This is a genomic window from Nocardia sp. NPDC019219, assembly GCF_040632645.1.
Lineage (GTDB): Bacteria > Actinomycetota > Actinomycetes > Mycobacteriales > Mycobacteriaceae > Nocardia > Nocardia sputorum.
On sequence record NZ_JBEYCG010000006.1, the window covers coordinates 261,616 to 288,422 of the forward strand.

A 26,807-nucleotide genomic window follows, 5' to 3' on the forward strand; every position below is an offset into this window, starting at 1 on the left:
CCTGAGCCGGGCGGCCGTGCGACGATCCGACATCGTGTGCACGGCGCACCGGCGGGCGACCGGCGCCGCTGCCCAGCGAGGGAAGGACCGCAGTATGACAGCCTCTGATCGGCACCTGCAGGACGCGGAACCGTCGGCTCCGGCGGACGGCGGGGACTCGGAGGGATACGCCCGGGGCCTCAGCCCGCGCACCATCCAGATGATCGCCATCGGCGGAGCGATCGGCACGGGCCTGTTCTACGGTGCGGGCGGCGCGATCGAGCAGGCGGGCCCCGGTCTCATCCTCGCCTACCTGGCGGCGGGCCTGGCCATCTTCGTGATCATGCGCGCGCTCGGCGAACTGCTGACCTACCGGCCGATCTCCGGCAGCTTCGCCGAGTACGCGCACGAGTTCCTCGGTCGCTTCGCCGGATTCGCGACCGGCTGGTCGTATTGGGCGGTATGGGTGGCCACCTGCATGGCCGAGATCACCGTGGCGGGCAAGTACGTGGAGTACTGGTTCGACATCGCGCCGTGGGTCACCGCGCTGGTGGTGCTCGCGGTGATGTTCGGCGCCAACCTGATCTCGGTGCGGCTGTTCGGCGAGGGCGAGTTCTGGTTCTCCACCATCAAGGTGACCGCGATCGTCGGCATGATCCTGCTCGGCATCGGCGTGCTGCTGTTCGGATTCGGTCACGCGCCCGATCCCACCGTCACCAATCTGTGGGCCGACGGCGGCGTGTTCCCCAACGGCATCGGCCAGTCGCTGCTGGTGCTGCAGATCGTGCTGTTCGCCTACGTCGGCGTCGAATTGGTCGGCGTCACGGCCGGGGAGGCGCGCGAACCCCGCACGACCCTGCGCAAGGCGATCAACACGTTGCCGTTCCGGATCGGCCTGTTCTACGTCGGCGCGCTCGTGGTGATCATGGCGGTGTCCAGCTGGCGCAACTTCCACGCGGGCAAGAGCCCGTTCGTGGAGGTCTTCGAGCAGATCGGCATCCCCGGCGCGGCGGGCATCGTCAACTTCGTGCTGCTCACCGCGGCACTGTCGTCGTGCAACTCGGGGATCTACTCGACCGGCCGGATGCTGCGCACGCTGTCGCTGCGCGGTGAGGCGCCCGCCCGGCTGAACAAGCTGAGCGCGAACGCGGTGCCCTACACCGGGATCACCGCGTCGGCGGCGGCGATGGTGATCGGCGTGGTGGTCAACATCATCTCGCCGGACAAGGCCTTCGCCTACATCACCTCGGTGTCGACCATCGGCATCATCTTCGTCTGGGGCGTCATCCTCGTCTGCCACCTGATCTACCGGGCCAAGGTCGCCCGCGGTGAGCTCCCCGCGAGCGACTACCGGCTGCCCGCCGCTCCCTACACCACCGTGCTGGCGCTCGCGTTCCTGGGATTGGTGGTCGTGCTGCTGCTGTTCACCGACAGCGGGCGCACCGCGATCGTCGTCGGCGTGGTGTGGGCGGCGCTGGTGTCGGCCGGGTACTTCGCGCTGCGCAAACTCGGCGCGGCGTCCGGCACCGTGCACACCAGCTGACGAGCGCTTTCCGCTAAGCGGCGAGGACGAGCGCGGCGGCGCCGGCGACCTCGACCGCGCCGTAGAACCAGGTGGGATAGAAAGCCGCTCGCTCGTCGAGCACGGCCGACACCACCCGTCCGAACGCCATACCCGCCAGGGCCGCGCCGACCGCGACCATGATTCCGCCGCGCAGAGATCCGAGGTCCAGCGCGGCCACCGTGAGCACGGCCGCCATCGCCAGCCCGAATCCGCCGTAGACGGCGCGCACTTCGTATCGGGCGCTCGCTTCGGTGAGCCGGATGCCGAACGGCCGGATCAGGGCTGTGGGTGCGGCGAGGGCGTACACACCCATAGCCAGGAAGAAAACGCCGACGATCCCGCATACGGCCTCTGCCATTGCGACCTCCATATTCCGGTTCGGTTGGGAAGCCCAGCTTGTGGCACGTCCGGTACCGGACGCTTCCGAAAACCCGCTGCATCGCGTCGTCGTCCGGACCGCCTCGGGCGTCAGCGAGCCGCGCCGGGCGCCGCGTGTTCGAGCGTCGCTGTGCCCGCCGGGACAGCCTCGCACCGGCGGCTGAACACTCACCGGAAGCCCACCGGTGTGGCTGGTTCGTGCGCCGCCGCGAACTCCGCCTGGCAGGAGGGTCAGTCGGTGGCCGCCCGCCGCGGCATCATGGCCGCGGCGACGACCATGGCCACGGCCATCGCGGCGATGGCGACGAAGACCAGATGCACCGCCGAGGCCAGGGTGGTGGGCAACGGGTGATCGGTGTGCCCGACCCGTGCGTTGACGATCGCGCCGAACACCGCGACGCCCACCGCGCTGCCGATCGAGCGCGCGAACATATTGGCCGAGGTGACCACACCCCGCTCGGACCATTCGGCGCTGGTCTGCGCGGCGATCAGGGTCGGTGTGGCGACCAGGCCCATGCCGGTGCCGATCACGAAGCAGGACGCGGCGATCTGCCACAGCGCCGAGTGCTGCGTGATCAGCAGGGTGCTCGCGGCGCCGGCCGTCGCCAGACCGCTACCGAGCAGAGCCGTCGCGCGAAAACCGAACCGCAGATACACCTTTCCGGCTTGGGAGGCGGCCAGCGGCCAGCCCAGCGTCAGCGCGCCGACCGTCAGGCCCGCGACGAGCGCGCCGGTGCCGAGTACACCCTGGGTAAAGGTCGGCACGTAGGAGGTCGCTCCCAGCACGACCGCGCCGATCAGGACCGACACCAGGCTGCTGGCGATCACCACGCGCCGGCCGAACACCCACAGCGGCAGGATCGGATTCCGTACCCGGCGTTCCACCAGGCCGAACAGCACGAGCAGGACGACGCCGCCCGCGAAGATGCCGATGCTCACCGGCGAGGACCAGGCCCACGCCTGGCCGCCTTCGAGCAGCCCGAGGATCAACGCGCCCGCGCCGACCGTCAGCAGGGCCGCGCCCAGGTAGTCGACGCGCTGCCTGCGCCGGGGCGCGCTCTCGGTGAAATGGCGCACCAGCATCCAGCCGGCCAGCGCGGCGAGCGGAAGATTGATCAGGAAGATCCAGCGCCAGCTGACGTACTCGGCGAACAGGCCGCCCAGCAGCGGGCCCGCCACACTCGACATGGCCCACACGCTGGCCAGATAGCCCTGGACCCTGGCACGCTCCGACAGCGTGTACAAGTCGCCCGCGATCGTCATCGTCATCGGCTGGATCGCTCCCGCGCCGATGCCCTGCACGGCGCGGAAGATGATCAAGCCGAGCATGTTGGTCGCCACGCCGCACAGCAGCGAACCCAGCGCGAACATCGCGATTCCGAACAGGATCACGGGTTTGCGCCCCACGGTGTCGGCGAGCTTGCCGTAGATCGGCACCGTCACCGCCTGCGCCAGCAGATAGATGGAGAACAGCCAGGGGAACTGCGCGAAGCCGCCGAGACTGCCGGTGATGGTGAGCACCGCCGTGGCGATGACCGTCGAATCGAGCGCGACCAGCGCGGTGGCCAGCATCAACGAGCCGAGGATGGCGCCGCGCTCGGAGCGGAATCCAACGGACGCCGGCACAGTCTCGGTCGCCACCGCGGCCCCTCTCGTTCGCCTGTCTAACCACCTCGAACGACCGTATCCGCCGCGCAGCTATTCCCGCATGGAATTTTTTTCGTCCACCGAATCGGGAAAGGGCTGCGCACCGGTGCTCCGGTGCGCAGCCCATGCTCCGGGTCAGTGGGACAGCTCCGCCCCCGTGGGTGGCGGTTCGGCATCGAGGACGGCGAGTTCCTGGTCGGTGAGCAGTCGCGACCGGATCAGGAACCGCACTCCTTCGGGCGCTTCCAGAGAGAATCCGCTGCCCCGGCCCGGCACCACGTCGACGGTGAGGTGGGTGTGGCGCCAGTACTCGTATTGGTCGGCGCTCATCCAGAACGGCGTGTCCGCCGCGGGATGCCCCAGCAGCACGTCCGAGGCGCCCACCCGGAATTCGCCGCGCGGATAACACATCGGCGAGCTGCCGTCGCAGCAGCCACCGGACTGATGGAACATGACCGGACCGTGCTGTTCGATCAGCCTGCGCAGCAGTTCTTCCGCGGGCCCGGTGAACTCGACGCGCTGGACCGGATCCGGCATCAGAAGAATCCGAGCTTGTCCGGCGAGTAGCTGACGAGCAGGTTCTTCGTCTGCTGGTAGTGGTCGAGCATCATGCGGTGGTTCTCGCGTCCGATGCCGGACTTCTTGTAGCCGCCGAAGGCCGCGTGCGCGGGGTAGGCGTGGTAGCAGTTGGTCCACACCCGCCCCGCCTTGATCTGGCGGCCCAGGCGATAGGCGGCGTTGATGTCGCGGGTCCACACGCCGGCGCCGAGCCCGTAGAGAGTGTCGTTGGCGATCTTCAGCGCTTCGTCGACGGAGTCGAACGTGGTCACCGACACCACCGGTCCGAAGATCTCCTCCTGGAAGATGCGCATGTCGTTGCGGCCGGAGAAGATCGTCGGCTCGACGTAGAAGCCGCCGGGGAACTCGTCGACCTTGCGCGGGCCGCCGCCGGTGAGCACCTCGGCGCCTTCCTGGCGGCCGATATCGATGTAGGACAGGATCTTCTCGAACTGGTCGTTGCTGGCCTGCGCGCCGATCATGGTGGCCTCGTCGAGCGGGTTGCCGCCGCGGATGGCTTTGGTCCGTTCGACACACCGGGCGATGAACTCGTCGTAGATGGAGGAATGGATCAACGCGCGGGACGGACAGGTGCACACCTCGCCCTGGTTGAGCGCGAACATCACGAAGCCCTCCACCGCCTTGTCGAGGAAGGCGTCGTCGGCGGCCATCACGTCGGGCAGGAAGATGTTCGGGCTCTTGCCGCCCAGCTCGAGCGTCACCGGGATGATGTTCTCGCTGGCGTACTGCATGATCAGCCTGCCGGTGGTGGTCTCGCCGGTGAAGGCGACCTTGGCCACGCGCGGGCTGGCCGCCAGCGGCTTGCCCGCCTCGACGCCGAAGCCGTTGACCACGTTGAGCACACCCGCGGGCAGCAGATCGGCGATGAGTTCGACGACCTTCAGGATCGAGGCCGGGGTCTGCTCGGCGGGCTTGAGCACCACCGCGTTTCCCGCGGCGAGGGCGGGCGCGAGCTTCCATGCGGCCATCAGGATCGGGAAGTTCCAGGGGATGATCTGCCCGACGACGCCGAGTGGTTCGTGGAAGTGATAGGCGATGGTGTCGGCATCGATCTCGCTGATGCCGCCTTCCTGGGCGCGGACCGCCCCGGCGAAATAGCGGAAGTGATCGACGGCCAGCGGCAGGTCGGCGGCCAGCGTCTCGCGGACCGGCTTGCCGTTCTCCCAGGTCTCGGCCACCGCCAGTGCCTCGAGGTTGTCCTCGATCCGGTCGGCGATCTTGTTGAGGATGTTGGCGCGCTCGGTGGTCGATGTGGCCCCCCACGCGTCGGCCGCCCGGTGCGCGGCGTCCAAGGCCAGCTCGATGTCGGCGGCGGAGGACCGCGCCACCTCGCAGAAGGTCTGGCCGTCCACCGGGGAGGGATTCTCGAAATAGCGGCCTTCGACCGGGGCGGTCCACGCACCGCCGATGAAGTTGTCGTAGCGCGTGGCGAATTCGACGACGCTGCCCTCGGTTCCCGGCTTCGCGTAGCTCATGGCGGGTGACTCCTCGCTGGTTGCGGACCTGATGCACACGGCGCGACGGCCGTGATGCGGGTCACTATGCCGGGCGAGGGTTGACGAAACGTTGAGGCGCGCGCGCTCAGTCACGCAGCGCGGCGTGCAGCCGCGCGGCCGCGAGCGCACGCCGACCGTCGCCCGCGGGGAGCAGGCCCAGCGCGTGTTCGTGCACCTCGACGTCGTGCGGCGCACGCTCGCCGTAGCGCAGCGCGTGCTCGACGTTCCCGCCGGCCAGCACCGCGGTGCGCACGCCGACCTCCAGATACTCGCGCCATTGCACGATCCCCGGCGTATCCGAGTCCGGCAGCAGTGGCCCGCGATACAACTCGACGGCCGTGGCGGTGTCGCCCGCTTCGAGCGCCGCGAGCACGTCCACGGCGTCGCAGGACAGCGGGCTCACCAGCTGATAGACCCGGCTGGTGATGTCGCCGCCGGTGGCGCGCCGCAGGTAGGACATCTCCGATTTGAGCGTGCTCGCGCCGACCGGCCGGTCGCCGTACACCGCGAAATGCAGGCGTTCGTGGGTGAATCCCTCGGGCTCGAGTGCCAGCAGCGTCAGGATCTCGAGTTGTCTGGGGCGCAGCCGCACGGGCGCGCCGTCGCGGATGAGACGGGCGGCGCCGAGGCAGGTCAGCCGGACTCCCGGCGCGGTCATGCGGTGCTGCAGCTTGGTTTCGATGGCGGTGACCAGCGTGCGTGCGGTGGACATGGCCAGCGGGTGCGCGCGGTCCCAGGTGGTGGACAGGTCGAGCACGCCCAGTTGGCGGCCGTTCGCGGCGCGGATCGGGGCGCAGTAACAGACCCAGCCGTGCAGGGCCGCGACCAAGTGCTCGGCGGAGAACACGGTGTGCGGCCGTTCGGTGCGCAACGCCAGCGACAGCGCGTTGGTGCCCATGTGCGCCTCGTCCCAGCGGCCGCCCGGCGCGAAGTTCACCTGTTCGGCGCGGCGCCGCATGACCGGACCGCCGTGCGACCACAGGATGGTGCCGGTCTCGTCGGTGATCGCCGCGACGTAGCCCGCGCCTTCGGTGATGTCGCGCAATTGATCGGTCAGCTCCGAAACCGGGGTACGCAAGGGGGATTCGGCCCAGCGGGCGGCCACGTCGGCTTCGGCGAGGGGCGCCTGCTCGCAGGCCGGGTCGACGGTGCGCAGCGACCGCAGCCACGATTGCGCGACCTCGCTGCGCAGCGCGGAATCACCCTGCGGTGTCCCGGCGGGTATCCATCGGGACCACTCTTGTTCCAGTGCAGCGCGTCGCTGCGAGAGGGAACTACGCTGTGCCATCTCGCGGATCCTGTGTCTTCGCTCCGATCGTCTTCGTGCCCTCTCATCATGCCCCAGCGCACGGCCGGGCATTCCGTTTCGGCGTGCGCGCTACGGGCCTGGACGAATCGGCCGAAGACGGTCGGAACGCAGCGTCCGTCGCGGCCGCGAGGCGTAGGAAGCGTGTACCTGCCCGGAAGCAACGGCCGTGCGACCGGCGATCGGTGTGCGGTCGTCTCGCGGCGGCCGCACACCGCCCCGGCCGATTACGGCGTGGAGAACCCGATCAGCGCCCCGATGCCCGCGCCGATCGGAATGGTGACCAGCGCGCCGACCCCGCCGAGGAAGAAGCCGATCACGGCGCCGATCCCCGCGCCGATGAGCGCGCCGATACCGGCGTTGTACTGCTTGCGCGCGAGCGTGTCGTCCTCGCCGACGAACTGGTTCAGGCGCTCGGTCGTGGCGGGCGAGCCCACCGGCGTCACCGTGAGGGTGCGGCCGGAATCGGAGATGGCCGGCGCCAGCCCGTGCGCCGCGCCGGAGGCCTGGAACGCCAGGGGCAGGGTCGCGACGACCTGCCCCGCTTCGTTGCGCAGCTCGACCGCCCGCGCGTCGGTCGTCAACGCGAAGCTGCCCGCGTCCAGGGTGGTGACCACCCCGGTGCCGTCGGCGGCGGGAGCCGAGGTGAAACCGAGTCCCTGCTCGACGCCGTCCACGCTGACCTGCGCGGGTGCCGCGGGCTGGGCGTGCGCGACGCCCGTCGCTATTCCGGTGGCCCCGACCGCGAGCAGGGCGGTTGCGGCGAATCTGTTGACTCTCATCGTATTTCCCCACTTAGTCGTGTCGGCCACGAGTGCCGACGGATCCCCAAGATGCCGGTTGTCGGCCCCACCCATTCTGGCCGCAGCGCTTTCTCGAAGCAATCGTTCTGCGAATTTCACGGAAAATAGCGCTGCGGACATGGCTGAATTGCGCACTCGCAGCGGCAGTTTCGTTGTCCGATCCAGCGGATTGCGGAATGTGTGCTGAATTGCGTTAGCTGATCCCGGAATTAGACCGGCAGCGCGCACGGAATTATCCAAATTGCCAGGACGGCAGTACGAATCGGCGCGTCTCCGATAGACCAGCGCTGTGGGGACGCTGAGAGCGCCCCGGCTCGATTCGGGCGGAGGGCGCTCGGCTCTCCTGCTGGGGGTCGCTTTGTGCGGGAAGGTGATCAGCGACCGCTGTGGGGTTGCGGCACTCGTGACGGGGGTCGGTTCCGGTTCCTACCTAGGTACCGGAACCCGCCAGAAGCCAGGTGATTCCGGGATCGCCCCGCGTGTGGGCGCAACCGCGATCGCGTGCCGGAACGATCGCGCGGAGCCGGAGATCACCTGGCGGACCGTGCGAGAACCTTTCTGGTCAGAACGCGCTTCCGGTGCCGGGCAGCAGCCAGGCGATGCCCGGCCAGGCGCCGAACGGGCCGCCCCAGTAGCCGAACGGACTACCCCAGTAGCCGTAGCCGCCCCAGCCGCCGTAACCGCCCCAGCCGCCGTAACCGTGGCGGCCCCACCCGCCGTGGCGGTGCCAGCCGCCGTGGATCTCCTCTGCCTGGCTCGTCTGAGTGACGGCAGGCTGCTGGGCCACCGCGGGGGCGGCGACCGCGGGCGCGGCGACCGCGGCGACGGGCGTCAGTGCGAGTGCGGCGATCATCGCCAGGCGGACAACCGCCTGCCGGGCCCGGCCGGTCTCGGCATCGTGCATCATCGGTACTTCCTCACTTCGGTACGTCTTCGTCCGGTCGGTGACCGATTCGATGGCCATCGACCAATCTCACCGATGCATATCGTACCGTTGAATAACGGCACATTCAATGTGGTGCGATCGTGCGAGATTTCTGCGGTCGGCACGTCGCCGCTCGTGCCGGGCAGGCGTGCTCGGTAGCGTCTGGGCAGCGGACCATTCGAAAAGGAGTCGACCGATGGCTACCAGTGCCGATGTGCTGACCGACGCCTACGAGCGGATCAAGGAGGTGGTGCACGAAGCCGTCGACGGGCTGGGGGAGTACGCCCTCGCCCACCGGGTCGATCCGGGCGCCAACTCGATCGCCTGGCTGATCTGGCACCTGACCCGCGTGCAGGACGATCACATCGCGGATGTGGCCGGCTTCGAGCAGGTCTGGACCGCGCAGGGCTGGTACGAGCGCTTCGGGCTGCCGCTCGACAAAGGGGCGACCGGTTACGGTGACCGCCCCGCCGATGTGGCCGTCGTCCAGGCTTCGGCCGAGTTGCTCGCGGGGTACTACGACGCGGTGCACGACCAGACGCTGCGCTTCGTCCGGACACTGCGGGACGGCGACCTGGACCGCGTCGTCGACACCAGATGGGACCCACCGGTGACGCTGGGTGTGCGGCTGGTGAGCGTGATCTCCGACGATCTGCAGCACGCGGGTCAAGCCGCGTTTCTGCGCGGCGTGCTGGAACGGACGGAATAACCGGCCGCGGGAAGTCCATATCCCGTGTGCGGCCTGCGCCGTGACGTAAGTTGATGCGGCGCAAGCCGAATGTTCACAGAGAGTGCCGCCGTGGTCGTGAAAATTGTTCTGATCGGTGTCGCCGTGCTCGTTCTCGTGGGAGTCGTCGTGCTCACGGTGGTCGGCGCCCACTGGTATGTCTGGCGGCGACTCGTGCGGGACACGACCGCGGCGGGAACACGCGCGCGACGGGTCGGCACCGCCACCATGTCGGCGGGTCCGTTGCTGCTGTTGGGGACGACGGTGGCGGAGCTGGCGTCGGCGCCGTTCGCGGTGGTCCGGATCATCGCCTGGCCCGGCTATCTGTGGGGCGCGCTGTTCGTGTACCTCCTGCTGGCGCTGGCGATCGGCGAGCCGATCCGGATCCTGGCGCTGCGCAGGTCGGTTCGGGGCCGAGCGGTACGGCAGCCGGACTCTCGTGCGGATATCGGTTTCCCCTCGGAGTCTGCCCTCGAAAGTGCTGTCGTCCAGGAGTCTCGCGTGGGAAGCGGTTCCGGGGCGGAGCCTGCCGTCGAAAGCGATGGCGTGCAGGAGTCTCCCGGAGGAGACGGGTCCGGGCCGGAGTCGCCGGCGGGAGGCGGTTCCGCGGCGGAGTCCCGGGCGGGGACCGGGTTCGCACCCGAGAGTTCGCCGGATACGGCCGCTCCGGCCGCGTCCTCGCCCGCTCGGCTACCGCGTCGCGTCTTCGTCTCGCGGGTGATCGGCGGCGCGGCTGTCGCCGCCGCGATGACTACCGTCGGCGTCGGCGCTCACGGAGTCCTGAACGGACCCGGTGTCAAGCGCGTCGCGGTGCCGCTGGCGAAGCTGCCGCGCGGGGCCGACGGATTCCGTATCGCGGTGGTCAGCGACGTGCATCTCGGCCCGATCCTGGGGCGCGGTTTCGCGGAGCGCGTGGTGCGGACCGTCAACGACACCGGGCCAGACCTCATCGCGGTCGTCGGTGATCTGGTGGACGGCAGCGTGGAGCATCTCCGCTCGGCCGTCGAGCCGCTGGCCGGGCTGCGCGCCCGCTACGGCGCGTTCTTCGTGACCGGCAACCACGAGTACTTCTCCGGCGCCGAGCAGTGGGTGCAGCACGTCCAGGAACTCGGCATGCACCTCCTCGCGAACGCGCGCACCGAACTGCCCGGATTCGACCTCGCGGGCGTCAACGACGTGCAGGGCGAACGAACCGGGCAGGGCCCGGACTTCGGCAAGGCGCTCGGTGACCGCGACCGCGCCCGCGCCGCCGTGCTGCTGGCGCACCAGCCCGTGCTGATCGATGACGCGGTCGCGCACGGCGTCGACCTGCAGCTGTCCGGCCACACCCACGGCGGCCAGCTCTGGCCCGGCAATTACCTTGCGGGACTGGCGAATCCGACCGTCGCCGGGTTGGAGCGGTACGGCGACACCCAGTTGTACGTCTCCCGGGGAGCCGGGGCGTGGGGTCCGCCGGTGCGAGTGGGCGCACCGTCGGACATCACCGTCGTGGAACTCGTCTCGCTCCAGGCGTGACCGCGCCGGTCGCGGTCACCTCACCCGAACAAGCCGCCCAGCACGCCACCGCTCTGGCCGGCTTCCTGCCCGCCGCCGGTGCCTCCGACGAACCCGCCGGGCGGCAGCTCCGACGGCTGCACGATGACGAAACCGCGTCCGGAGAACGACAGCGTCATGCCCTCGCCGGTGCTGCGGCCCATCAGCCGGCCGAGTCCGAACGAATCGTTGCGTTTGATGCCGGTCTGCAGGCTCGACGACCACGCGACCGCCGCCTGCGGGTCGGCATAGGTGGGCTGGTCGACATTGAGTACCACCGGCGTGCCGTGCGTGGTGATGGCGATGCGGCCGCGGCCGGTGAAGACGCAGTTGAACAACCCGGCGTTGCTGGCGAAACCGGCGGCTCCCTGCACCATCCGGATGTCGTAACGCAAGGTGGAATCGAAGGCCAGTACGTTGGCGCCGTTGATGGTGAGGCCGTCGGTGCCGTCCAAGTCGATGGTGTGCACGTCGGCGGCGCCGTTGGCGACGAACAGGTCGCCGTGCCCGGACACCTTCATCAGCGGCACGCCCTCGCCGGTCAACCGCTGCTGGATCGCCCGGCCGATCCCGCCCGCGCCGAGCGCCTGGAAATGCAGATCGCCCTGGTAGGCGACCATCGATCCGGCGCGGGCCATGACCTCGCCGCTGACGGCCACCTTGATCATCTTGCCGCCCTGCTTCTGGATGCCCGCGCCGGTGACTTCGGCGTGGCTGGGGGCGAACAGATCGCTCTGCATCGGCAGTGCTCCTTGCTGAGGTGAGGGCATCGGTGGTGGCGGCACCGCGGCGGGCGGCGCGGAATAGGCCGGTTGCGGTGGGTAGGAAGGCGGGGGCGCGGACTGGTACGCCGGTGGCGGAGCTGATGGGTACGCCTGGGGTGGTTGATGTGCCGGCAGGGGCGCTGATGGATACGCCGGAGGCGGTTGATGGGCCGGTGGCGGAGCCGGCGCGGGCGGCGGGGACGGCTCGTCATCGATGTGCACGCCGAAAGCAGTTGCGATGCCGGCCAGCCCGTTGTCGTACCCCTGGCCGACCGCACGCACCTTCCATCCGCCGCCGCGACGGTAGATCTCCACGCACACCACGGCGGTCTCGGTGCTCAGGCCCGTCATCGGGAAAGCCAGCGTGCCGGAGGATGCGGCGATGGTCGCGCGCAGCGAACCCGCGGCCGCGAAGGTGGGCGGGCCGTTGCCGTCCAGGCTCGCGGTGACGACGACGCGGTCCACGTCGCCCGGCAGCGCCGTGGTCTGGATGTCCACCACATCGCCCGCGCCCTGGCCGTGCCGGTAGGTGACGCCGGGGGCGACCGGTTGATTGAAGAAGACGAAGTCGGCGTCGGAGCGCACCCGCCCCGCCGCGTTCAGCAACAGCGCCGATACGTCGACGGGAGCCGAGCAGGTGACGGTCACCGTCAGCCGATCGCCGGGCGCGGGGCGGTTCTCACCGCGGGCGAGGTCGGTCACGGCAAGCCGTCCGATCGGCGGCGGCGTCGTCGGGTTGACATGCGATTCACGGGCTCCAGTGTGTCGTGTGCCCGCAACCCGCGCCACAGGCGTACCGGGTCCACGCAGTCACCAGGGGCTTCGTGCCGTGATCGCCGGGCTGGGAGGCGCATCATCCCCATACCCGATCACGTCGGTGACGGTGCCTCTGTCGCGGCAGGCGCCGCCGGTCCGATACCGCGAGTCTGCCGCTCCTCGGCGATGCCGGCGACGAACTGGCGATGCGGCGCGGCGGCCCCGCATCCGTCCGGGGCGGCGAGGCACCACAACGCGGGTGAGCCCGGCCGGGTCGACCGGGCTTTCGTCGCCGATCCGGATCAGAGCACTTCGGCGTACATGGTGCCGTCGAGGATGCCGAATTCGACCTGCCCGGGGAACAGCGGCAGGGCGCCGGTGGCGTGCTTGCTGTGATTGAGCGCGATGGTTTCGGTGGCCCATCGGTGCAACGGCTCGGGTAGCCGCAGGACCCGATGGTCGGTGCAGCGAACGTACGGGTAGGTGATCTCGCCCGGCTGGGCGAGCGGGTTGTGGATGTCGAGCGCGGCGATGTCCAGGACCAGTCCGGTCTGCTTGGCGGAGGCGACGGTCGGTGGCTGCAGTTCGATGTCGTCCATGACCGAAGACGGTAGCTCGAAGGATGCCGGATGCGGGTGATTCCGCGCGAATGTCCCTACGATTTCACCGGAAATGGGGGACGGCGAGGTTCATCGAATCGGGTGAACCCCACCGCTACCACCAGCGATCGCGGTCGGCTTGGGCATGCCGGTGCCGCGCTGGAAGTCCCGGAGCCACCGGGACGGTGCTGAGCCTATGCGACGCTGAGGGTTCGCGGGGGAGTTTCCGTCGAATCGGTCGGCGCTGCCGCCGGGGCCGGATCCGATGCCGACCCGTCGGTAACCCGCGCCGGAATGTCCGATTTCCAGTGCCGCGCCGTACTATGCCTGCGGCGTGAAAGAAGCTGTGCGCGTTGAGTATCCGGCACGGCTGTGTGCTGTTCGGTTTTTTCCTTCAGGAGGGTGGAAGTCGTTGCTCTATGTAGTCATCGCGGCCATTGTCATCGCACTGCTGGCCCTGTCGGCCGTGGCGATGGTGTGGGATCCGCGCCGTCGTACCGAGTTGGACGAGTACGACTACGAGTACGGCATGGACGGAGATGACGCCGCGCCGGACGAGTACGCGCGCTCGCGCAGCGTCGAGTGGCCGCGCAAGGAGAGCGTCTGACCGGCGCGAACCGGCCGCCCGCGGGCGGTGAACGAACCGGATGCCCAGCCGAATGCGGCTGGGCATCGGTGTTTTCGACGGCTTTCGCCGCGCGGTCACACCACGGTGAAGTTGCGCCACGCCGCGTGCAGGCCCTGCCCGCGCAGCGACGTGCTGCGCCCGTCTTCGATCGGATGCAGGGTGATGATGCCGAAACCGATCTGCACCGTCTCCGGCAGTTGTGGCGCAGTGGTGGTGTACACCGGCGCGTCGTCGACGTACCAGCCCGCGGTGCCCGTGGCCCGGTCGATGGTGACGCTGTAACGGTGGAACTCGCCCGGCTTGATGCCCACCCCGGCCAGCGGCGCGTGCACCACGTGCGTGAACGCCTCCGCCGCGGGGACGACGCCCGGCACGAACAACCGTTCGTGGATCGCGTACGCGTGCTTGCTCGTCGCGATCAGGTCGAAGACCTGTGCGCTGTTCATGTCGAGGACGTTGAACGCGGCGAAGCCGTCCCGGTAGTCCTCGCCGGTGGCGCCGATGTTCTCCGCCGCCATCTCCACCGCGAAAGTCCGCGGCCCACCGGTGAGATCGAACGTCTCGGTCGACACCAGCAGATGCTTCGGGTTGTCCAGGATCTGGACTTCGGCGTGCGACCGGGTGAAGGCGTCGATCCGGACCGACACGGCGCCCTCGCCGACCTCGGTGCGGGCGGCCGGGTCGGCGTAGCGCCAGGTCTGGTCCGGGCCGAGCGGGACTTCCAGGAAGCGCCACCGGTCTGCGCGCAGATCGGGGCCGTTCAGGTCGTCGTAGGTCATCGCGGGAGTTACCTTTCAGCCGTGTCGCGCACGGCGGATTCCGGGAGGCCGGGCTCGGTCGCCCGGCGGCGCAGGGGGGTCACGACGCCGTTCGACGATCCGGACTTGTAGCCGACGCCGCCGAGCAGCAGGCGCTCCTCGGTCAGCCGTGGACGGAGCGCGGGCCCCATCGGCCACCAGTCGTCGAGTTCGACCAGCCCCGGCTCGATCAGATCCAGATCACCGAAGTAGGAGGCGATCTGCTCGCGGGTGCGGTACCAGCCCGAACCCAGACCCATCTCGGTGAAACGCCGTTGCAGCTCGATGGCCATCTCGTGCGCCTCGCCGCCGTCGGCGGGATCGTAGAAATGCGTGATCGCGACGTAGGACCCGGCCGGGAGCGCATCGATGTACCGGCGCATGATCCCGGCCGGATCGAGGTCGTCGTCGACGTGGTGCAGGATGCCACACAGGATCAGCGCCAGCGGGCGGGTGAGATCGAGGTGCGGGGTGACCTCCGAGTGAGCCAGCAGAGTGTCGGGCTCGGTCAGGTCCGCGGGCACGAAATGCGTGTACGCGTTGCGCTCGAGCAGGACGCGGCCATGGATGTTGCACACCGGGTCGTTGTCGACGTACACCACGCGCGCGTGGGGATTCTGCTGTTGCGCGATCTCGTGGGTGTTGCCGACGGTCGGCAGTCCGGCGCCGATATCGAGGAACTGGTCGATGCCGGCGGTACCGGCCAGGTAGCGCACCACGCGATGCAGCCAGCGGCGATTCATCCGGGCCACATCACTCTGCCGCGGCGCGACTTCGGCGACCTTGTCGCGCACGTAGCGATCGACCTCGTAATTGTCCTTGCCACCGAGGGTGGCGTCGTAGACGCGGGCGATGCTCGCGCGTGTCGTGTCCACGCCTACCGGCGCGCGGACACCGGTCTGGGGAGCGGGATCGGACATGGAGACCTCTCTCTAGTTTCCGTCGCCTGGCTCACCAGCCTAGAGACCGCCGAATCGGCGAGCAATCCGTGCGGATGCGTTCGGCCAGTGCTGTTTTCGTGGATCCAGCGCGGGTGTGCTCGGCCAGGGCCGAGCATGGGGACCGGGCGAGGTTCACGGGGGGATCACGGGCGTCTCGGATGTCCTGATCGGTGATCCGCACTTCGTTCGAGGTCATGTCGGGCTCCGTGGTGGAAGAGGTCTCATGCTTTGCGGCCGACGCCGCCGAGGATGAGACGTTCGTCGGGCCACGGCGTGCGCAGCGCGGGGCCGCCGGGCCACCATTCGTGCAGCTCGACCAATCCCGGTGGAACCATGTCCAGCCCGTCGAAGAACGATTGGATCTCCGCACGGGTGCGCCACCGCCCGGTGCCGAGGCCCTCGTCGTGCAGTGCCCGCTCGGCCAGTCTGGCCAGCGCGTGCAGGTGTTCGTTCTCGTCGGCCGGATCGTAGAAGTGGCTGATCATCACGTAGGACCCCGGCGCGAGCCGGTCGATGTACCGCCGCATGATGCCCGCGGGGTCCTGCTCGTCGTCGACGTGATGCAAGGTGCCGCACTGCATCAGCAACACCGGCCGGGTCAGATCGAGATAGTGGTTGACGGCGGGGTCGTCCAGCACCTCGGCGGGCCGGGTGAGGTCCAGGTCGAGGAAGTGGGTGCGTTCGTTGGCTTCGAGCAGTTCCCGTCCGCGTGCGACGCACACCGGGTCGTTGTCCACGTACACCACCGCGACCTCGGCGCCGAGTTCCTGGGCGATCTCGTGGGTGTTCTTCCGCGTGGGCAGGCCGCTGCCCAGATCGAGGACCTGGTCGACGCCCGCCGACCGGGTGACGTACCGGACCGCGCGCTCGAGCCAGCGCCAGTTTGCGGCGCCGACGTCGTCCTGATGCGGCACCGCCTTCTTCAGGTGCTGGTACACCTGCCGGTCGGACTCGAACCAGTCCGTCCCGCCGAGGGCATAGTCGTACACGCGTGCGATGCTGGGTACGTCCGGATCCACACCCGCTAGTCGGGTCGATGCCTCTGCCGACGTCATGGCGCTCCTCCTCCGCATGGCCACCGTCGGGGGCGACTCTACGCACAGCCGCCCGGCCGCGCTCGGGAATGCGGTCGAGATATTGCGTTGGCGCTCTTGCGAATCCATACTTGCGCGCGCGATTCGCGGCACGCGTCCGCGTCGGGGCCGGTGTCGAGGTACGGCCGAGTAGGATCTTCAGCCGACGTTTCAGACAGCTGTGATGGTGGAGGCACTGGGCCCCGCGGTCTCACCCCCGATCGGCCGGAGGCAGGCATGACCAACGACGAGGACAGTGGCGACAACGCGGAATTCCCTGCGGCGGAACGCGGTCCGACCGTCCTGCGGATCGCGCTGGGCAGCCGGTTGCGTCAGCTGCGCGAGGGCTGCGGGATCAGCAGGGAGGCCGCGGGCGACGCCATTCGGGGATCGCACGCCAAGATCAGCCGGTTGGAACTGGGCCGGACCGGGTTCAAGGAACGCGATCTGCACGACCTGCTGAATCTCTATAGCGTTGTCGACCCCGCTGAACGGGAAACGTACTTCGAATTGGCTCGCCGGGCCAACGACCCGGGCTGGTGGCAGCACTACAGCGATCTGCTTCCGGCATGGTTCGAGACCTACATCGGTCTCGAGCAGGCGGCCACCACCATCCGCACCTACGAGGCGCAGTTCGTCCCTGGTCTGCTGCAGACCGCCGATTACGCGCGCTCGGTGATCCAGCTGGGCAACACCGACGAGACCGAACGCCGCGTCGCCATCCGGATGCGCCGCCAGCGGATCCTCTACCGTGCCGCCGCTCCTACGCTGTGGGCGGTCATCGATGAGAACGCGCTGCGCAGACCGGTCGGCGGGATGGTGGTCCTGCGCGAGCAGATCGAGCATCTGGCGGCGATGGCCGACCGGCCCAGCATCAGGATCCAAGTCCTGCCGTACGCGGCGGGCGGGCACTCCGCCGCGGGCGGCCCGTTCAGCATCCTTCGTTTCCCGGAACCCGAGCTGCCCGACATCGTCTACACCGAACAGCTCGCCAGCTCGCTGTACTTCGACAAGCAGCGCGATGTCGAGCTGTACATGTCGGTCATGAACCGGCTCAGCGTGGAGGCGCTGTCGCCGGCCGACAGCGTGGATTTCCTGCACGATCTACTCACCGAGATGCACCCGGGAGAATAGGACGCGTCCGGGCGGCGAAGTGCGGTGCCCGTACTCGACGGGCGTGCCCATCTTTCCGTGCGAAGAGTTTGCCGAACAGGTGGCACGCCACCGTATCGGCGGTGTCGCCCGCTGCGGGGGCGGACCTGCCGCGGAGCGGGCGGGAACCGGACGGTCGGCTCGATCGAGGTCCGGCTCGAAGCCTGCGAATCGAATCTGCTTTGCGAGTCGTGAAAGTCGTTGGCAGCACGAATAACTCGGCAAAACGCACGGCCCATTAGGTAACAGTTCCATATCGCAGAGCAGTGGCCGATGCGCATTTGTTACCAACTGGCGCTCGGTCACCTCGATTTTCGAGGTTTTCACGACCGATGGCGCCAATGCACATGCACACGCGCATGTACGTACCGATGGACGATCACCGATGCGACGGGGCGGCTGTGATGTGGCAGGATCCCTGTCGAGGTCGGGGTCTGAGGATCGACTCGGGCACAGGCTGGTTCGGCCGCGGCGGCCCCAACGCGAGTTGGGGTCGCCGGCGGAGCCGTCACACACCGCGACGATATCCGGATTGCCGAAAGTTCACGGTGTCGGTCGATTCGGGTGCGGCGCGTGCGGCGGCGATCGGTGGTCCGGCTACGGGGACCAGGTGATGCGGCCCCCCTCGAAGTCCTGGGCTTTGCCGTTCTCGAAGTCGTATTCGTCGCTGGTGGGATAGCCGTAGCGTCCGGCTTCGCCCGCCGCGGCTTCCCAGGACTCCCGGATGGAGCCCCAGACGACGTGGGCGCCGGTGCGCGAAGACCAGTAGATGGCTCCGCCGCCGAAGAGGTTGTAACGCCCGTTGCCGGCGCGGCCCGCCGATTCGTCGGTGATGGGGAACCCCAGCGGGCTGCTCTCCCAGCCGTAGGAACCCCACTTGTCGCGGATCACGCCACCGATCTGATGCGCGGCGGTGCCGACGGACCAGTAGATCGAACCGTTCTGGAAGACGCTGTAGCTGCCCGGTTTCGACGGTGTCGCCCCTTCCCGCGCCACGGGGTAGCCGAGTGCGCCGCCCTCGTAACCGAGGTCGCCCCATTTGTCGCGGATCGCGCCGCCGACTTGGTGGGCGCCGGTGGCGGGGTGCCAGTAGATGGAGGAGCCGCGCTCGAACGCTTGGTAGCGGCCACCGCGGGCGGCGGGGGACTCGGGCGTGACGGGGTCGCCGAAGAACCCCGGTCCACCGGCCTGGTCGTACTCGGCTTCGATCTGCCCGCCGACGTCGTAGGGGCCGATCGGGCGTGCGGCCGCATCGGGTCCGATGCCGGTGAGCAGGGTGCCGAGTGCGGCCGCGATGGCGAATGCCCCGCGGGTGCGCGAGCGGTTCGGGCGACGGTGCCGTGCCAAAGTGAACTCCTGTGCATCTCGGGTGGGTGCGGGATGGAGCTGAAGCTGTGGTCGGCCTGCGAAGATCAAATTACCTCCCCTCGTCCCGATGCGGAGGGATACGAGGTACCCGGATGTCCTGATGTCGTGCGATGCGCTGTCCGCGGACAGCGCCCGGGGCCGTCGTCGGCGCACGGGTCGGTATGGGCCGAAGCATCTTCGCGGGACTGCACCGCGCCTTCGCAGTCTCGGAGCCGAATCGTTCGGCAACCCGCGGCAGCGAATCGCCGCGTCGGATGCGCCGCGTGAGACGGGTTGCGGAGAGTGGCCCATCCAACTCGCTCGATGCTCCGAACAAACAGGCGGTGCTACCGTGCCCACGGTCGCACCTTCTCGGATACGGCGCCGCCGGGTCAGGGTGCTCACACCACTGGCCCGGCGGTGTCACGAACCGGAATGTGCTCCGGCGCAAGGCGCCTCGTGTTCAGCGCAGCACGTCCGCCGCCTCGGCCGCGATGGTGGCGGCGACGGCGCCGAGGGCGGGGGAGTCCAGCCGCCACTGCTGCCAGTACAGCGGGACGTCGATGACGGCGCGGGGATCGATGCAGACCAGACGGCCGGTGGCTTGGTCCTCGCGGGTCTGTAGGTCGGGCAGCATGCCCCAGCCGAGCCCCAGCCGGACCGCCTCGGCGAATCCCGTGGAGGACGGTACGTAATGGCGCGGCGGATCCAACGGTTTCCGACTGCGTCTGCGCAACAGGCGATCCTGTAGGTCGTCCTTGCGGTCGAACAGCACGACCGGAGCGGCGGCGTAGGCTTTCGCGGTCGCGCCGTCGGCGAACCAGGTGGCGGCGAACTCCGGACTGGCCATCGGCCGGTAGCGGATCGCGCCGAGCCGCTCGACCTTGCAGCCCTGCACCGGTTGCGCGGTCGAGGTGATCGCCGCCATCACGGTGCCGTCGCGCAGCAGGCGCGTGGTGTGTTCCTCGTCCTCGCGGTGGATCTCGAAGCACACGCCGCGCGGCGCGCGGCCGAGAGCGGGCAGCACCCACGTCTCCAGCGAGTCGGCGTTGACCGCGATCGGCACCCGGATCGGACCGTAGGCGGCCTCGCCGCCGAGTTCGCGCGCGGCGTCCCCCGACAGCAGCTGGATCTGCCTGGCCAAACGGAGCACGGCCAGCCCGGATTCGGTGGCGCGCACCGGCTTCGTACGTTGCACGAGGATCCGGCCCGCGGCGTCTTCCAGCGCCTTGATGCGCTGGCTGACCGCCGACGCCGTCACGCTCAAGCGCCGCGCCGCGGCGTCGAAAGTGCCCTCGGTGATCACGGCGTCGAGTGCGCGAAGCTGGTCGAGTTGCAGATCCATATCAAGAAACTCTAATGATACTTAAGAATCTTTAGCTTGCCTGGGTATGATCCGCGCCCTTAGCGTCGCTGGACGTGAGCGTTTCCTCCGCGGCGCTGGCCGCCGCCTCCGGTTTGGGCTTCGGTTTGTCGCTGATCGTGGCGATCGGCGCGCAGAACGCGTTCGTGCTGCGTCAAGGGATCAGCGGCAGGCATGTGCCCGCGGTGGTGGCGGTGTGCGCGGTGTCCGACATCGTGCTGATCGCGGCCGGGGTCGGCGGTTTCGGCGTGGTTGTCGAGTCGGCTCCCGCGGTGCTCGTGGTGGCCCGCTACGCGGGCGCGGCATTTCTGATCGGCTACGCGGTCCTGGCGGTCCGGCGGGCGTTCGGCGCCGCGGCGCTGCGCACCGAAGCGGGGCGGGCAACCGCGGCGCTCGGCGCGACGGTGGCAACCTCCCTGGCATTGACCTGGCTCAATCCGCACGTCTACCTGGACACCGTGGTGTTGCTGGGTTCCTTCGCCAGCACCTATGCGAGCCCGGATCGCTGGTTTCTCGGCGCGGGGGCGATGCTGGCCAGCGTGCTCTGGTTCACCGCTCTCGGCTTCGGTGCGCGCCTGCTCGGTCCGCTGTTCACCCGTCCACGGGCTTGGCGGGTGCTGGATTCGGCGATCGCGGCGGTGCTGCTCGGCCTCGGAGTGGGACTGTTGTGCGGCGGATGAGCACCGCGATCAGAGCTGCGCCTTGATCTTCGCGGCGAACTCGTAGCCTGCCTCCCACTGTGGCCCGGATGGGGCGAGGACGACGCGCGCCGCGCCGGCCTCGGCGTAGGCGGCCAGCTGCTCGGCCGCCTGGCCGGGATCGGCCGCCAGCGCGGGCGCCACGACCGTCACGGTGAGCGGCGGTCGTCCGCATTCCTCGGCGAGCGAAGCCAATTCGTCCACCCTGGCGCCGATCCGGTGCGGCTCGAGTCCGATGGCGACCCAGCCGTCGGCGAAGGCGGCGGCACGGCGCCGCGCCCGTTCGCCGTCGCCCGCGACCAGCACTGGCGGCATGGTCGCACCGGGTGCCAGGGTGACCTCGGTGCCGTCCGCGAGGGTGGCGGGCCGCCCGGTGACCAGGTCCGGCAGTACGCGCAGCGCCTCGTCCGTGCGACGGCCGCGCTCGGCGAAAGACGCACCGGCCGCACGCCAACCGACATCCCCGTGTGCGGGGTTGCCGGTGCCGACACCGAGGATCAGCCGGTCGCCGGAGACGTACTGCAGTGTGGCGATCTGCTTCGCGGCCAAGGCGACCGGCCGCAACGCCAGCAGCAGCACGCCGTAGCCGATGCGGATCCGGTCGGTCGCGGCGGCGGCGGTGGCCAGCACCACGGTGCTGTCCAGGATCGGCGCGCTGGCGACGAGATGGTCGGTGGACCATACCGAGTCGAGACCGCTCTGCTCGGCGAGGCGGGCGGCGGCGCGCACGTCACCCAGGATGGGCTGCGCGGGATCGGGCGTCGAAGTGGGCAGGATGATGCCGATGTCCAAGGTCATGGTTCCGACGCTACGAATCCGCGGCGTCCGCGCCAATGTCCCGCTCGCTCGAGTCGATGTTCCGTACGCTCGTCGCGAAGGTGTTCTCGGATAGCGGTTTCCGTCACTCGGCACGAATGGCCGACGGTCGGCGCCGAATCGCGCGCGACCGCGGCGTGTAGTTCCACCGGCGGTCGCCTGCGCGCGGGCGTGGCAAGCGTGTCGCGGGATCAGGCCGGCCGGCGGGGGAGCAGTGCCTCGACCAGCGAGCGGGCCCGAGCGGCCGGGCCGGTGGGGCCGAACGCCTGTGTCGTCGCGTAGACGCCTTCCATCACCAGCATCAGCTGGTCGGCGAGTGCCTGCGGATCATCCATCGGCGCGGTGGCCGCGAACTCATCGGCCAGTGCGCCGAGCTGCGCCCGCACCCAGTGCTTCATCGCGACAGCGCGCCGGTGACCGAGCGCGTCGTGGTCGGGCAATTCCCCGAGTGCGATGAGGAAGGGGCAGCCGCGGCAGGAGTCGGGGCGCACCTGTTCGGCCAGCGCGTCGAACAGGGCGAGGATGCGCTCGCGTGACCCGTTCCCGGCCGCCGCCGCGCGGAACCACTCCCGGTACCGGTGGTCCTCTCGCTCGAGATACGCGGCGACCAGATCGTCCTTGGAGCCGAAGATGCGGTAGAGGGTGGGCGGTGCGACGTTCGCCTCGGCGGCGACGCGGTCCACGCCGGTCGCGCGGATTCCGTGCTGATAGAACAGCTCCCGCGCGACGGCGAGGATGTGCTCCTTGGTGTCCGCGGCGGCGCGGCGTTTCGATCCCACGGGAATACCGTAGCGCGCTCCAGCGATGTTAGGGAACGTTACATAACAACAATGCGGGAGTACAGAATGACCGACTTGAACGGAAAGACCGCCCTGGTGACCGGCGCCTCGCGGGGGATAGGCCGGGCCATCGCCGAGCGTTTGGCCGCCGACGGCGCCGAAGTCGCCGTGCATTACGGCACGAACGTGGAGGCGGCGGAAGCCACGGTGTCGGCGATCCGGCGCGCGGGCGGCCGGGCGTTTCCGGTGCGCGCCGAACTGGGCGTCGACGGGGACGTCGACCAACTGTTCGGCGAACTCACCGCAGGACTCGGTGACCGGCCGCTGGACATCCTGGTCAACAACGCCGCGATCATCGCCTACGACGCAACGGTCGAGCAGGCCACGCCCGAGCACTTCGACCGGTTGTTCGCGGTCAACGTGCGGGCGCCGTTGTTCATCGTCCAGCGGGCGTTGCCGTTGCTGCGCGACGGCGGACGCATCGTCAACATCTCCTCCGGCGTCACCTGGTTCGCCACGCCGGAGGTCGTCTACGGCATGACCAAGGGCGCGCTCAACGTGCTCGGCCGATCGCTGGCCAACACCCTGGGACCGCGCGGGATCACGGTGAACACGGTCTCGCCCGGCATCACCGACACCGACATGAATTCCTGGCTGCACACCAACGACGGCGCGATCTCCGGTGTGGCGGACATGACCGCGCTCGAGCGCGTCGGCCGCGGCTCGGATATCGCCGACGCGGTGGCCTTCTTCGCCTCCGAGGACGGACGCTGGGTCACCGGTCAGACCCTGGAGGTGAACGGCGGCCTGTTCCTCGGACCGAAATCGCCGTCCTGGTGATCGCCGGACACGGGCGGGTGCGGGCGTCCGGCGCCCGCACCCGCGGCTAGGGTGGGCGCATGGTCGAGTCGACGCGAATCGTGCTTGCTTCCCGGCCGGTGGGTGCTCCCACCCCCGACAATTTCCGGACCGAGACCGCGGAACTCCCCGCTCCGGCCGAGGGCGACGTGCTGTTGCGCACCCTGTACCTGTCGCTGGACCCGTACATGCGCGGCCGGATGAGCACGGCAGAGTCCTACGCCGATCCGGTGGAGATCGGCGGGGTGATGGTCGGCGGCACCGTCGCCGAGGTGCTCGAATCCCGGGACCCGTCGGTCGCGAAAGGCGATGTGGTGCTGGCCTATTCGGGGTGGCAGACCCATGACGTCACCCCGGCGCGCGGGGTCCGCAAGCTCGACACGGGCAATGCTCCGGTCTCCACCGCGCTGGGGGTGCTCGGCATGCCCGGTTTCACCGCCTACGCGGGACTGCGCAAGATCGGCAAACCGCAGCCGGGCGAGACGCTGGTGGTCGCCGCGGCCACCGGGCCGGTCGGCTCGGCCGTCGGCCAGATCGCGAAGATCGGCGGTACGCGCACGGTGGGCATCGCGGGCGGCCCGCGCAAGGTCGCCTATCTGAACGAACTCGGCTTCGACGTCGCGCTCGACCACCGCGCCCCCGATTTCGCCGACCAGCTGGCGGCGGCGGTTCCCGACGGCATCGACGTCTACTTCGAGAACGTCGGCGGCGCGGTGGCCGACGCGGTCTTCCCGCTGCTGAACTCCTACGCGCGCGTGCCCGTCTGCGGGCTGATCGCCAACTACAACGCGACCGGCGCCCCGGACGGCCCCGACCGGCTGCCCGCCTTCTACGGCCGCATCCTGACCAAGAGCCTCACCGTGCGCGGCTTCATCCAGACCGAATTCGTCCGCGAGCTCTACCCGGAGTTCCTGCGCGAGATGGGGGAGTGGGTCGCCGACGGTCGGGTGCGCTATCTCGAGGACGTCGTGTCCGGCTTGGCCGCCGCGCCCGAGGCGTTCATCGGCATGTTGGAGGGCCGCAATTTCGGCAAGGTGGTCGTGCGGGTCGCCGACTGATCAACCGGCGGCCGCGCCGCCGCCGATGCCCAGGTAGATGACCATCAGGACGAACAGGAACCAGCCTGCGCCCTGCCAGATGGGCCAGGTCCGGCCCCGGCGCCACTGCACGTAGGTCTCGACGAAGGCGCCGATGCCGCCGATCAGCAGCACCACCGCCGGACCGAGCACCACGGCGAGCTGCGCGGCGCTGTCGCACAGCAACCGGTCCGCGTCCGCGCACTCCCGCTGCGCGGCCCACAGCACGCTCAGCAGGAAGACCAGCCCGGCGGTGGCGAGCACGGAGGCGACGTAGGTCGCCGCGCGGCGGAATCCACGCGGATCGCGCCAGCGCTTCTCGACGTCTTCGACCATGTGTCCACCACCTCGCCGTCCGCCGGTTCCCCGACGTGATTGCCGAACGACGTCGGCTCAAACGCCCCTCAGGGTTTGCGCCCGACGCCGGCCCAGTACCAGGCGCTGCGTTCCTGGGCCGGGGTCGCGTCCGCGTCCGGACGCCAAGCGTCGACCGGAACGACACCCGGCTCGACGAGTTCGGTTCCGGCGAAGAAGGATTCGGTCTCCGCACGGCTGCGGGCGCGGAACGCGATCCCGGCCTGCCGGGCGGCGGCCACCGCGCGCGCCGTGGCCCGGGCGTCGAAATCTTCCGTGAAATGGGTGAGCACCAGATAACTGCCGGACGGCGCCGCGTCCAGCAGCCGGCCGATGACACCTCGCGGATCCTCGCTGTCGTCGAAGAACATCATGACCGCGACCAGCAGGATCGCGATGGGCTGTTGCGGGTCGAAGGTGTCGGCCAGTGCCGGCGCGTCCAGGATGGCGTGCGGATCCCGCAGATCGGCGTCGAGGAAGTCGATTCTGCCCTGCGGGGTGCTCGCCATCAGGGCCCGGGCATGGGCGAGCACGAGCGGGTCGTTGTCGACGTAGACCACGCGCGCGGCCGGATCGATCCGCTGGGCCACTTCGTGCGTGTTGCCCGCGGCGGGGAGGCCGGTGCCGATGTCGAGGAACTGGACGATGCCCGCGTCGCGGGCGAGATGCCGCACCGCCCGGCCGAGGAACGCGCGATTGGCGCGGGCCATGTCGCGGATGGCGGGGATGTGCATGGCGACGGTGTCGCCGAGCGCGCGATCGGCGGGGTAGTTGTCCTTGCCGCCGAGCCAGTAGTCGTAGACCCGCGCTTCGTGCGCGAGGCTGGTGTCGAGCTTGCTGGAGACCCCCGCGCGCGCCCGCGCCTGACCGTTCGGCATGCGACTCCCTTCCCCGGTAACGCCGGCCGTCACCGGCGTGGGCTGCTGTCGCCCCCGAATGAGGACCCGCCCTGTGCATTACGCGTCAAGAATAGGGTGGCGTATTCGCGCCTGGGGCCTTTCGACCGGATCGTCCCTTTTCCGGACAGCTACTCCGCAGCGGCGAACCTGGCCGCGATCTCCTGCGCGGTGACCTTCGCGAGTTCGACGAAGAACGGCACGCGTTCGGGGATCATCAGCGTCGTGGGACCGCGCAGGCCGAGCGCGAACCGGCACCGGCCTGCCGGATCCAGGATGGGCAGGCCGATGGTGCGGAAACCGGGATCGAGTTCCTCGTCGTTGTAGGCGTATCCGCGCTCGCGCGTGATCACCAGTTCGGTGCGCAGCTCGCCGGGCCCGGACACCGAGCGCTCGGTGCCCTCGTCGTAGGGGAGTTCGCGCAGCTGCTCATCGGTGGTCTCGGACCAGGCGAGCAGGGCCTTGCCGAGCGCGCTGGCGTGCAACGGCAGTCGCACGCCCTGCAGTGCGTGCCCGTCGGTCTCCCGCCACCGGCTGGTGCCGAGCAGGACGGCGTGGATGCCGTGGCGGGTGGCGACCGAGCAGCTGGCCCCGGTGGTGCCCGCGAGCTGTTCCAGACAAGGCTCGGCGAGGTAGATCCGGTGCTGGCGGTAGGCGATCTGCCCCCACTCCGCCAATGCCCCGCCCATGCTGTACCGGCTGGATTCGGCGTTCTTCTCCAGAAACCCCGCCTGCACGAGCGTGGCCAGCAGCCGGTGGGTGGTGCTGACCGCGAGACCCTGCTGTCGCGCCACCTCCGAGACGCCGCGCTCCCGGCCGTCGCGGAAGCAGTCCAAGACCGACAGGGCGCGGGTGACGGTCTGCACGCCGGAGGGTTCCACGACTGTGACGGTAACACAGCGGTGTGGGCCATAAGGTTTGGACTTTCCAATATGCGGAAAATGATGCGGACAGTGACTTTGTCCTTCAAGGC

27 protein-coding genes are annotated in these 26,807 nt (G+C 69.4%); 8 read left to right on the top strand and 19 right to left on the bottom strand.

Translation table 11 applies throughout. The features are described 5' to 3' along the window. Positions 1-94: 94 nt before the first annotated feature. Entirely contained in the window at positions 95-1,522 is a 1,428-nt protein-coding gene (locus ABZ552_RS14635) for an amino acid permease (protein WP_281873749.1), read from the top strand. A gap of 13 nt (positions 1,523-1,535) precedes the next feature. Here ABZ552_RS14635 and ABZ552_RS14640 read toward each other — a convergent pair whose 3' ends face one another. The 7 genes from ABZ552_RS14640 to ABZ552_RS14670 form a co-directional block, all read right to left on the bottom strand. Beyond that, entirely contained in the window at positions 1,536-1,901 is a 366-nt protein-coding gene (locus ABZ552_RS14640) for a DUF4345 family protein (protein ID WP_357437505.1), read from the bottom strand. Between the two features lie 251 nt (positions 1,902-2,152). After that, positions 2,153-3,562, bottom strand: coding sequence for an MDR family MFS transporter (locus tag ABZ552_RS14645; protein ID WP_357437508.1), 1,410 nt, complete (start codon positions 3,560-3,562; stop codon positions 2,153-2,155). A gap of 141 nt (positions 3,563-3,703) precedes the next feature. Then, complete coding sequence (locus ABZ552_RS14650; protein WP_281873746.1) at positions 3,704-4,105, bottom strand: DUF779 domain-containing protein; 402 nt, start codon at positions 4,103-4,105, stop codon at positions 3,704-3,706. After that, a complete protein-coding gene (locus tag ABZ552_RS14655; RefSeq protein WP_357437511.1) occupies positions 4,105-5,622 on the bottom strand; it encodes an aldehyde dehydrogenase family protein in 1,518 nt (505 codons plus the stop codon). The genes ABZ552_RS14650 and ABZ552_RS14655 overlap by 1 nt, the downstream gene beginning before the upstream one ends. A 106-nt stretch (positions 5,623-5,728) precedes the next feature. Next, on the bottom strand, positions 5,729-6,931 hold the full coding sequence (locus ABZ552_RS14660) for a helix-turn-helix domain-containing protein (protein ID WP_281918840.1): 1,203 nt from the start codon (positions 6,929-6,931) through the stop codon (positions 5,729-5,731). A gap of 245 nt (positions 6,932-7,176) precedes the next feature. Continuing rightward, positions 7,177-7,731: a hypothetical protein gene (locus tag ABZ552_RS14665; protein WP_357437515.1), complete on the bottom strand. Its 555-nt coding sequence runs from the start codon at positions 7,729-7,731 to the stop codon at positions 7,177-7,179. A 583-nt stretch (positions 7,732-8,314) separates the two neighbouring features. After that, positions 8,315-8,659 (bottom strand): hypothetical protein, encoded by a 345-nt coding sequence (locus ABZ552_RS14670; protein ID WP_357437518.1) that lies wholly within the window; start codon positions 8,657-8,659, stop codon positions 8,315-8,317. A 214-nt stretch (positions 8,660-8,873) separates the two neighbouring features. Between ABZ552_RS14670 and ABZ552_RS14675 the strand changes: the two genes are divergently transcribed. Beyond that, on the top strand, positions 8,874-9,386 hold the full coding sequence (locus ABZ552_RS14675; protein WP_281918837.1) for a DUF664 domain-containing protein: 513 nt from the start codon (positions 8,874-8,876) through the stop codon (positions 9,384-9,386). Between the two features lie 90 nt (positions 9,387-9,476). After that, positions 9,477-10,919 (top strand): metallophosphoesterase, encoded by a 1,443-nt coding sequence (locus ABZ552_RS14680; RefSeq protein ID WP_357437521.1) that lies wholly within the window; start codon positions 9,477-9,479, stop codon positions 10,917-10,919. 20 nt (positions 10,920-10,939) lie between these two features. Here ABZ552_RS14680 and ABZ552_RS14685 read toward each other — a convergent pair whose 3' ends face one another. Both ABZ552_RS14685 and ABZ552_RS14690 read right to left on the bottom strand, forming a co-directional pair. Next, complete coding sequence (locus ABZ552_RS14685) at positions 10,940-12,403, bottom strand: AIM24 family protein (RefSeq protein ID WP_357437524.1); 1,464 nt, start codon at positions 12,401-12,403, stop codon at positions 10,940-10,942. 356 nt (positions 12,404-12,759) lie between these two features. After that, entirely contained in the window at positions 12,760-13,056 is a 297-nt protein-coding gene (locus tag ABZ552_RS14690) for a hypothetical protein (RefSeq protein ID WP_063020845.1), read from the bottom strand. Between the two features lie 412 nt (positions 13,057-13,468). Between ABZ552_RS14690 and ABZ552_RS14695 the strand changes: the two genes are divergently transcribed. Next, entirely contained in the window at positions 13,469-13,663 is a 195-nt protein-coding gene (locus ABZ552_RS14695; protein ID WP_281873737.1) for a hypothetical protein, read from the top strand. A 95-nt stretch (positions 13,664-13,758) separates the two neighbouring features. Here the strand turns inward: ABZ552_RS14695 and ABZ552_RS14700 are convergent, their stop codons facing one another. The 3 genes from ABZ552_RS14700 to ABZ552_RS14710 all read right to left on the bottom strand — a co-directional run bounded on the left by ABZ552_RS14700 (position 13,759) and on the right by ABZ552_RS14710 (position 16,477). Next, positions 13,759-14,463, bottom strand: a complete 705-nt coding sequence (locus ABZ552_RS14700) for a DUF6081 family protein (RefSeq protein ID WP_357437527.1) — start codon at positions 14,461-14,463, stop codon at positions 13,759-13,761. Between the two features lie 8 nt (positions 14,464-14,471). Continuing rightward, a complete protein-coding gene (locus ABZ552_RS14705) occupies positions 14,472-15,401 on the bottom strand; it encodes an SAM-dependent methyltransferase (RefSeq protein WP_281873735.1) in 930 nt (309 codons plus the stop codon). 242 nt (positions 15,402-15,643) lie between these two features. Continuing rightward, positions 15,644-16,477 carry an SAM-dependent methyltransferase gene (locus ABZ552_RS14710; RefSeq protein ID WP_357437530.1) on the bottom strand — a complete coding sequence of 278 codons (834 nt, stop codon included), beginning with the start codon at positions 16,475-16,477 and terminating at the stop codon, positions 15,644-15,646. Positions 16,478-16,732: 255 nt separating this feature from the next. Here ABZ552_RS14710 and ABZ552_RS14715 point away from each other — a divergent pair, with 255 nt between their 5' ends. Then, positions 16,733-17,629, top strand: coding sequence for a helix-turn-helix transcriptional regulator (locus ABZ552_RS14715; protein WP_357437533.1), 897 nt, complete (start codon positions 16,733-16,735; stop codon positions 17,627-17,629). Between the two features lie 615 nt (positions 17,630-18,244). On the opposite strand, the gene ABZ552_RS14720 is transcribed toward ABZ552_RS14715, so the two are convergent. Both ABZ552_RS14720 and ABZ552_RS14725 read right to left on the bottom strand, forming a co-directional pair. Beyond that, positions 18,245-18,994 carry a hypothetical protein gene (locus ABZ552_RS14720; RefSeq protein ID WP_281918832.1) on the bottom strand — a complete coding sequence of 250 codons (750 nt, stop codon included), beginning with the start codon at positions 18,992-18,994 and terminating at the stop codon, positions 18,245-18,247. 463 nt (positions 18,995-19,457) lie between these two features. After that, complete coding sequence (locus tag ABZ552_RS14725) at positions 19,458-20,339, bottom strand: LysR family transcriptional regulator ArgP (RefSeq protein ID WP_281873731.1); 882 nt, start codon at positions 20,337-20,339, stop codon at positions 19,458-19,460. A 74-nt stretch (positions 20,340-20,413) separates the two neighbouring features. Here ABZ552_RS14725 and ABZ552_RS14730 point away from each other — a divergent pair, with 74 nt between their 5' ends. After that, on the top strand, positions 20,414-21,037 hold the full coding sequence (locus tag ABZ552_RS14730; RefSeq protein WP_281918831.1) for a LysE family transporter: 624 nt from the start codon (positions 20,414-20,416) through the stop codon (positions 21,035-21,037). Between the two features lie 9 nt (positions 21,038-21,046). On the opposite strand, the gene ABZ552_RS14735 is transcribed toward ABZ552_RS14730, so the two are convergent. Further along, positions 21,047-21,853, bottom strand: coding sequence for an LLM class flavin-dependent oxidoreductase (locus ABZ552_RS14735; protein ID WP_281918830.1), 807 nt, complete (start codon positions 21,851-21,853; stop codon positions 21,047-21,049). Positions 21,854-22,062: 209 nt separating this feature from the next. Then, entirely contained in the window at positions 22,063-22,650 is a 588-nt protein-coding gene (locus ABZ552_RS14740) for a helix-turn-helix domain-containing protein (protein WP_357437539.1), read from the bottom strand. A gap of 66 nt (positions 22,651-22,716) precedes the next feature. On the opposite strand from ABZ552_RS14740, the gene ABZ552_RS14745 reads away from it, so the two are divergent. Further along, complete coding sequence (locus tag ABZ552_RS14745; RefSeq protein ID WP_281873727.1) at positions 22,717-23,490, top strand: SDR family oxidoreductase; 774 nt, start codon at positions 22,717-22,719, stop codon at positions 23,488-23,490. Between the two features lie 59 nt (positions 23,491-23,549). Further along, a complete protein-coding gene (locus ABZ552_RS14750; protein ID WP_281873726.1) occupies positions 23,550-24,566 on the top strand; it encodes an NADP-dependent oxidoreductase in 1,017 nt (338 codons plus the stop codon). Here the strand turns inward: ABZ552_RS14750 and ABZ552_RS14755 are convergent, their stop codons facing one another. The 3 genes from ABZ552_RS14755 to ABZ552_RS14765 all read right to left on the bottom strand — a co-directional run bounded on the left by ABZ552_RS14755 (position 24,567) and on the right by ABZ552_RS14765 (position 26,715). Then, on the bottom strand, positions 24,567-24,920 hold the full coding sequence (locus tag ABZ552_RS14755) for a hypothetical protein (protein WP_281873725.1): 354 nt from the start codon (positions 24,918-24,920) through the stop codon (positions 24,567-24,569). Positions 24,921-24,988: 68 nt separating this feature from the next. After that, positions 24,989-25,816: an SAM-dependent methyltransferase gene (locus tag ABZ552_RS14760; protein ID WP_281873724.1), complete on the bottom strand. Its 828-nt coding sequence runs from the start codon at positions 25,814-25,816 to the stop codon at positions 24,989-24,991. A gap of 149 nt (positions 25,817-25,965) precedes the next feature. After that, a complete protein-coding gene (locus ABZ552_RS14765) occupies positions 25,966-26,715 on the bottom strand; it encodes an IclR family transcriptional regulator (protein WP_281873723.1) in 750 nt (249 codons plus the stop codon). Between the last annotated feature and the right edge of the window lie 92 nt (positions 26,716-26,807).

What these genes read in the sequence shown, in the direction of transcription:
- ABZ552_RS14725 (WP_281873731.1), bottom strand. Translation starts at nt 20,339, where the DNA reads ATGGATCTGCAACTCGACCAGCTTCGCGCACTCGACGCCGTGATCACC.
- ABZ552_RS14750 (WP_281873726.1), top strand. Translation starts at nt 23,550, where the DNA reads ATGGTCGAGTCGACGCGAATCGTGCTTGCTTCCCGGCCGGTGGGTGCT.
- ABZ552_RS14670 (WP_357437518.1), bottom strand. Translation starts at nt 8,659, where the DNA reads ATGATGCACGATGCCGAGACCGGCCGGGCCCGGCAGGCGGTTGTCCGC.
- ABZ552_RS14710 (WP_357437530.1), bottom strand. Translation starts at nt 16,477, where the DNA reads ATGACGTCGGCAGAGGCATCGACCCGACTAGCGGGTGTGGATCCGGAC.
- ABZ552_RS14715 (WP_357437533.1), top strand. Translation starts at nt 16,733, where the DNA reads ATGACCAACGACGAGGACAGTGGCGACAACGCGGAATTCCCTGCGGCG.
- ABZ552_RS14650 (WP_281873746.1), bottom strand. Translation starts at nt 4,105, where the DNA reads ATGCCGGATCCGGTCCAGCGCGTCGAGTTCACCGGGCCCGCGGAAGAA.
- ABZ552_RS14745 (WP_281873727.1), top strand. Translation starts at nt 22,717, where the DNA reads ATGACCGACTTGAACGGAAAGACCGCCCTGGTGACCGGCGCCTCGCGG.
- ABZ552_RS14655 (WP_357437511.1), bottom strand. Translation starts at nt 5,622, where the DNA reads ATGAGCTACGCGAAGCCGGGAACCGAGGGCAGCGTCGTCGAATTCGCC.
- ABZ552_RS14640 (WP_357437505.1), bottom strand. Translation starts at nt 1,901, where the DNA reads ATGGCAGAGGCCGTATGCGGGATCGTCGGCGTTTTCTTCCTGGCTATG.
- ABZ552_RS14690 (WP_063020845.1), bottom strand. Translation starts at nt 13,056, where the DNA reads ATGGACGACATCGAACTGCAGCCACCGACCGTCGCCTCCGCCAAGCAG.
- ABZ552_RS14760 (WP_281873724.1), bottom strand. Translation starts at nt 25,816, where the DNA reads ATGCCGAACGGTCAGGCGCGGGCGCGCGCGGGGGTCTCCAGCAAGCTC.
- ABZ552_RS14635 (WP_281873749.1), top strand. Translation starts at nt 95, where the DNA reads ATGACAGCCTCTGATCGGCACCTGCAGGACGCGGAACCGTCGGCTCCG.
- ABZ552_RS14665 (WP_357437515.1), bottom strand. Translation starts at nt 7,731, where the DNA reads ATGAGAGTCAACAGATTCGCCGCAACCGCCCTGCTCGCGGTCGGGGCC.
- ABZ552_RS14755 (WP_281873725.1), bottom strand. Translation starts at nt 24,920, where the DNA reads ATGGTCGAAGACGTCGAGAAGCGCTGGCGCGATCCGCGTGGATTCCGC.
- ABZ552_RS14705 (WP_281873735.1), bottom strand. Translation starts at nt 15,401, where the DNA reads ATGTCCGATCCCGCTCCCCAGACCGGTGTCCGCGCGCCGGTAGGCGTG.
- ABZ552_RS14735 (WP_281918830.1), bottom strand. Translation starts at nt 21,853, where the DNA reads ATGACCTTGGACATCGGCATCATCCTGCCCACTTCGACGCCCGATCCC.
- ABZ552_RS14675 (WP_281918837.1), top strand. Translation starts at nt 8,874, where the DNA reads ATGGCTACCAGTGCCGATGTGCTGACCGACGCCTACGAGCGGATCAAG.
- ABZ552_RS14660 (WP_281918840.1), bottom strand. Translation starts at nt 6,931, where the DNA reads ATGGCACAGCGTAGTTCCCTCTCGCAGCGACGCGCTGCACTGGAACAA.
- ABZ552_RS14700 (WP_357437527.1), bottom strand. Translation starts at nt 14,463, where the DNA reads ATGACCTACGACGACCTGAACGGCCCCGATCTGCGCGCAGACCGGTGG.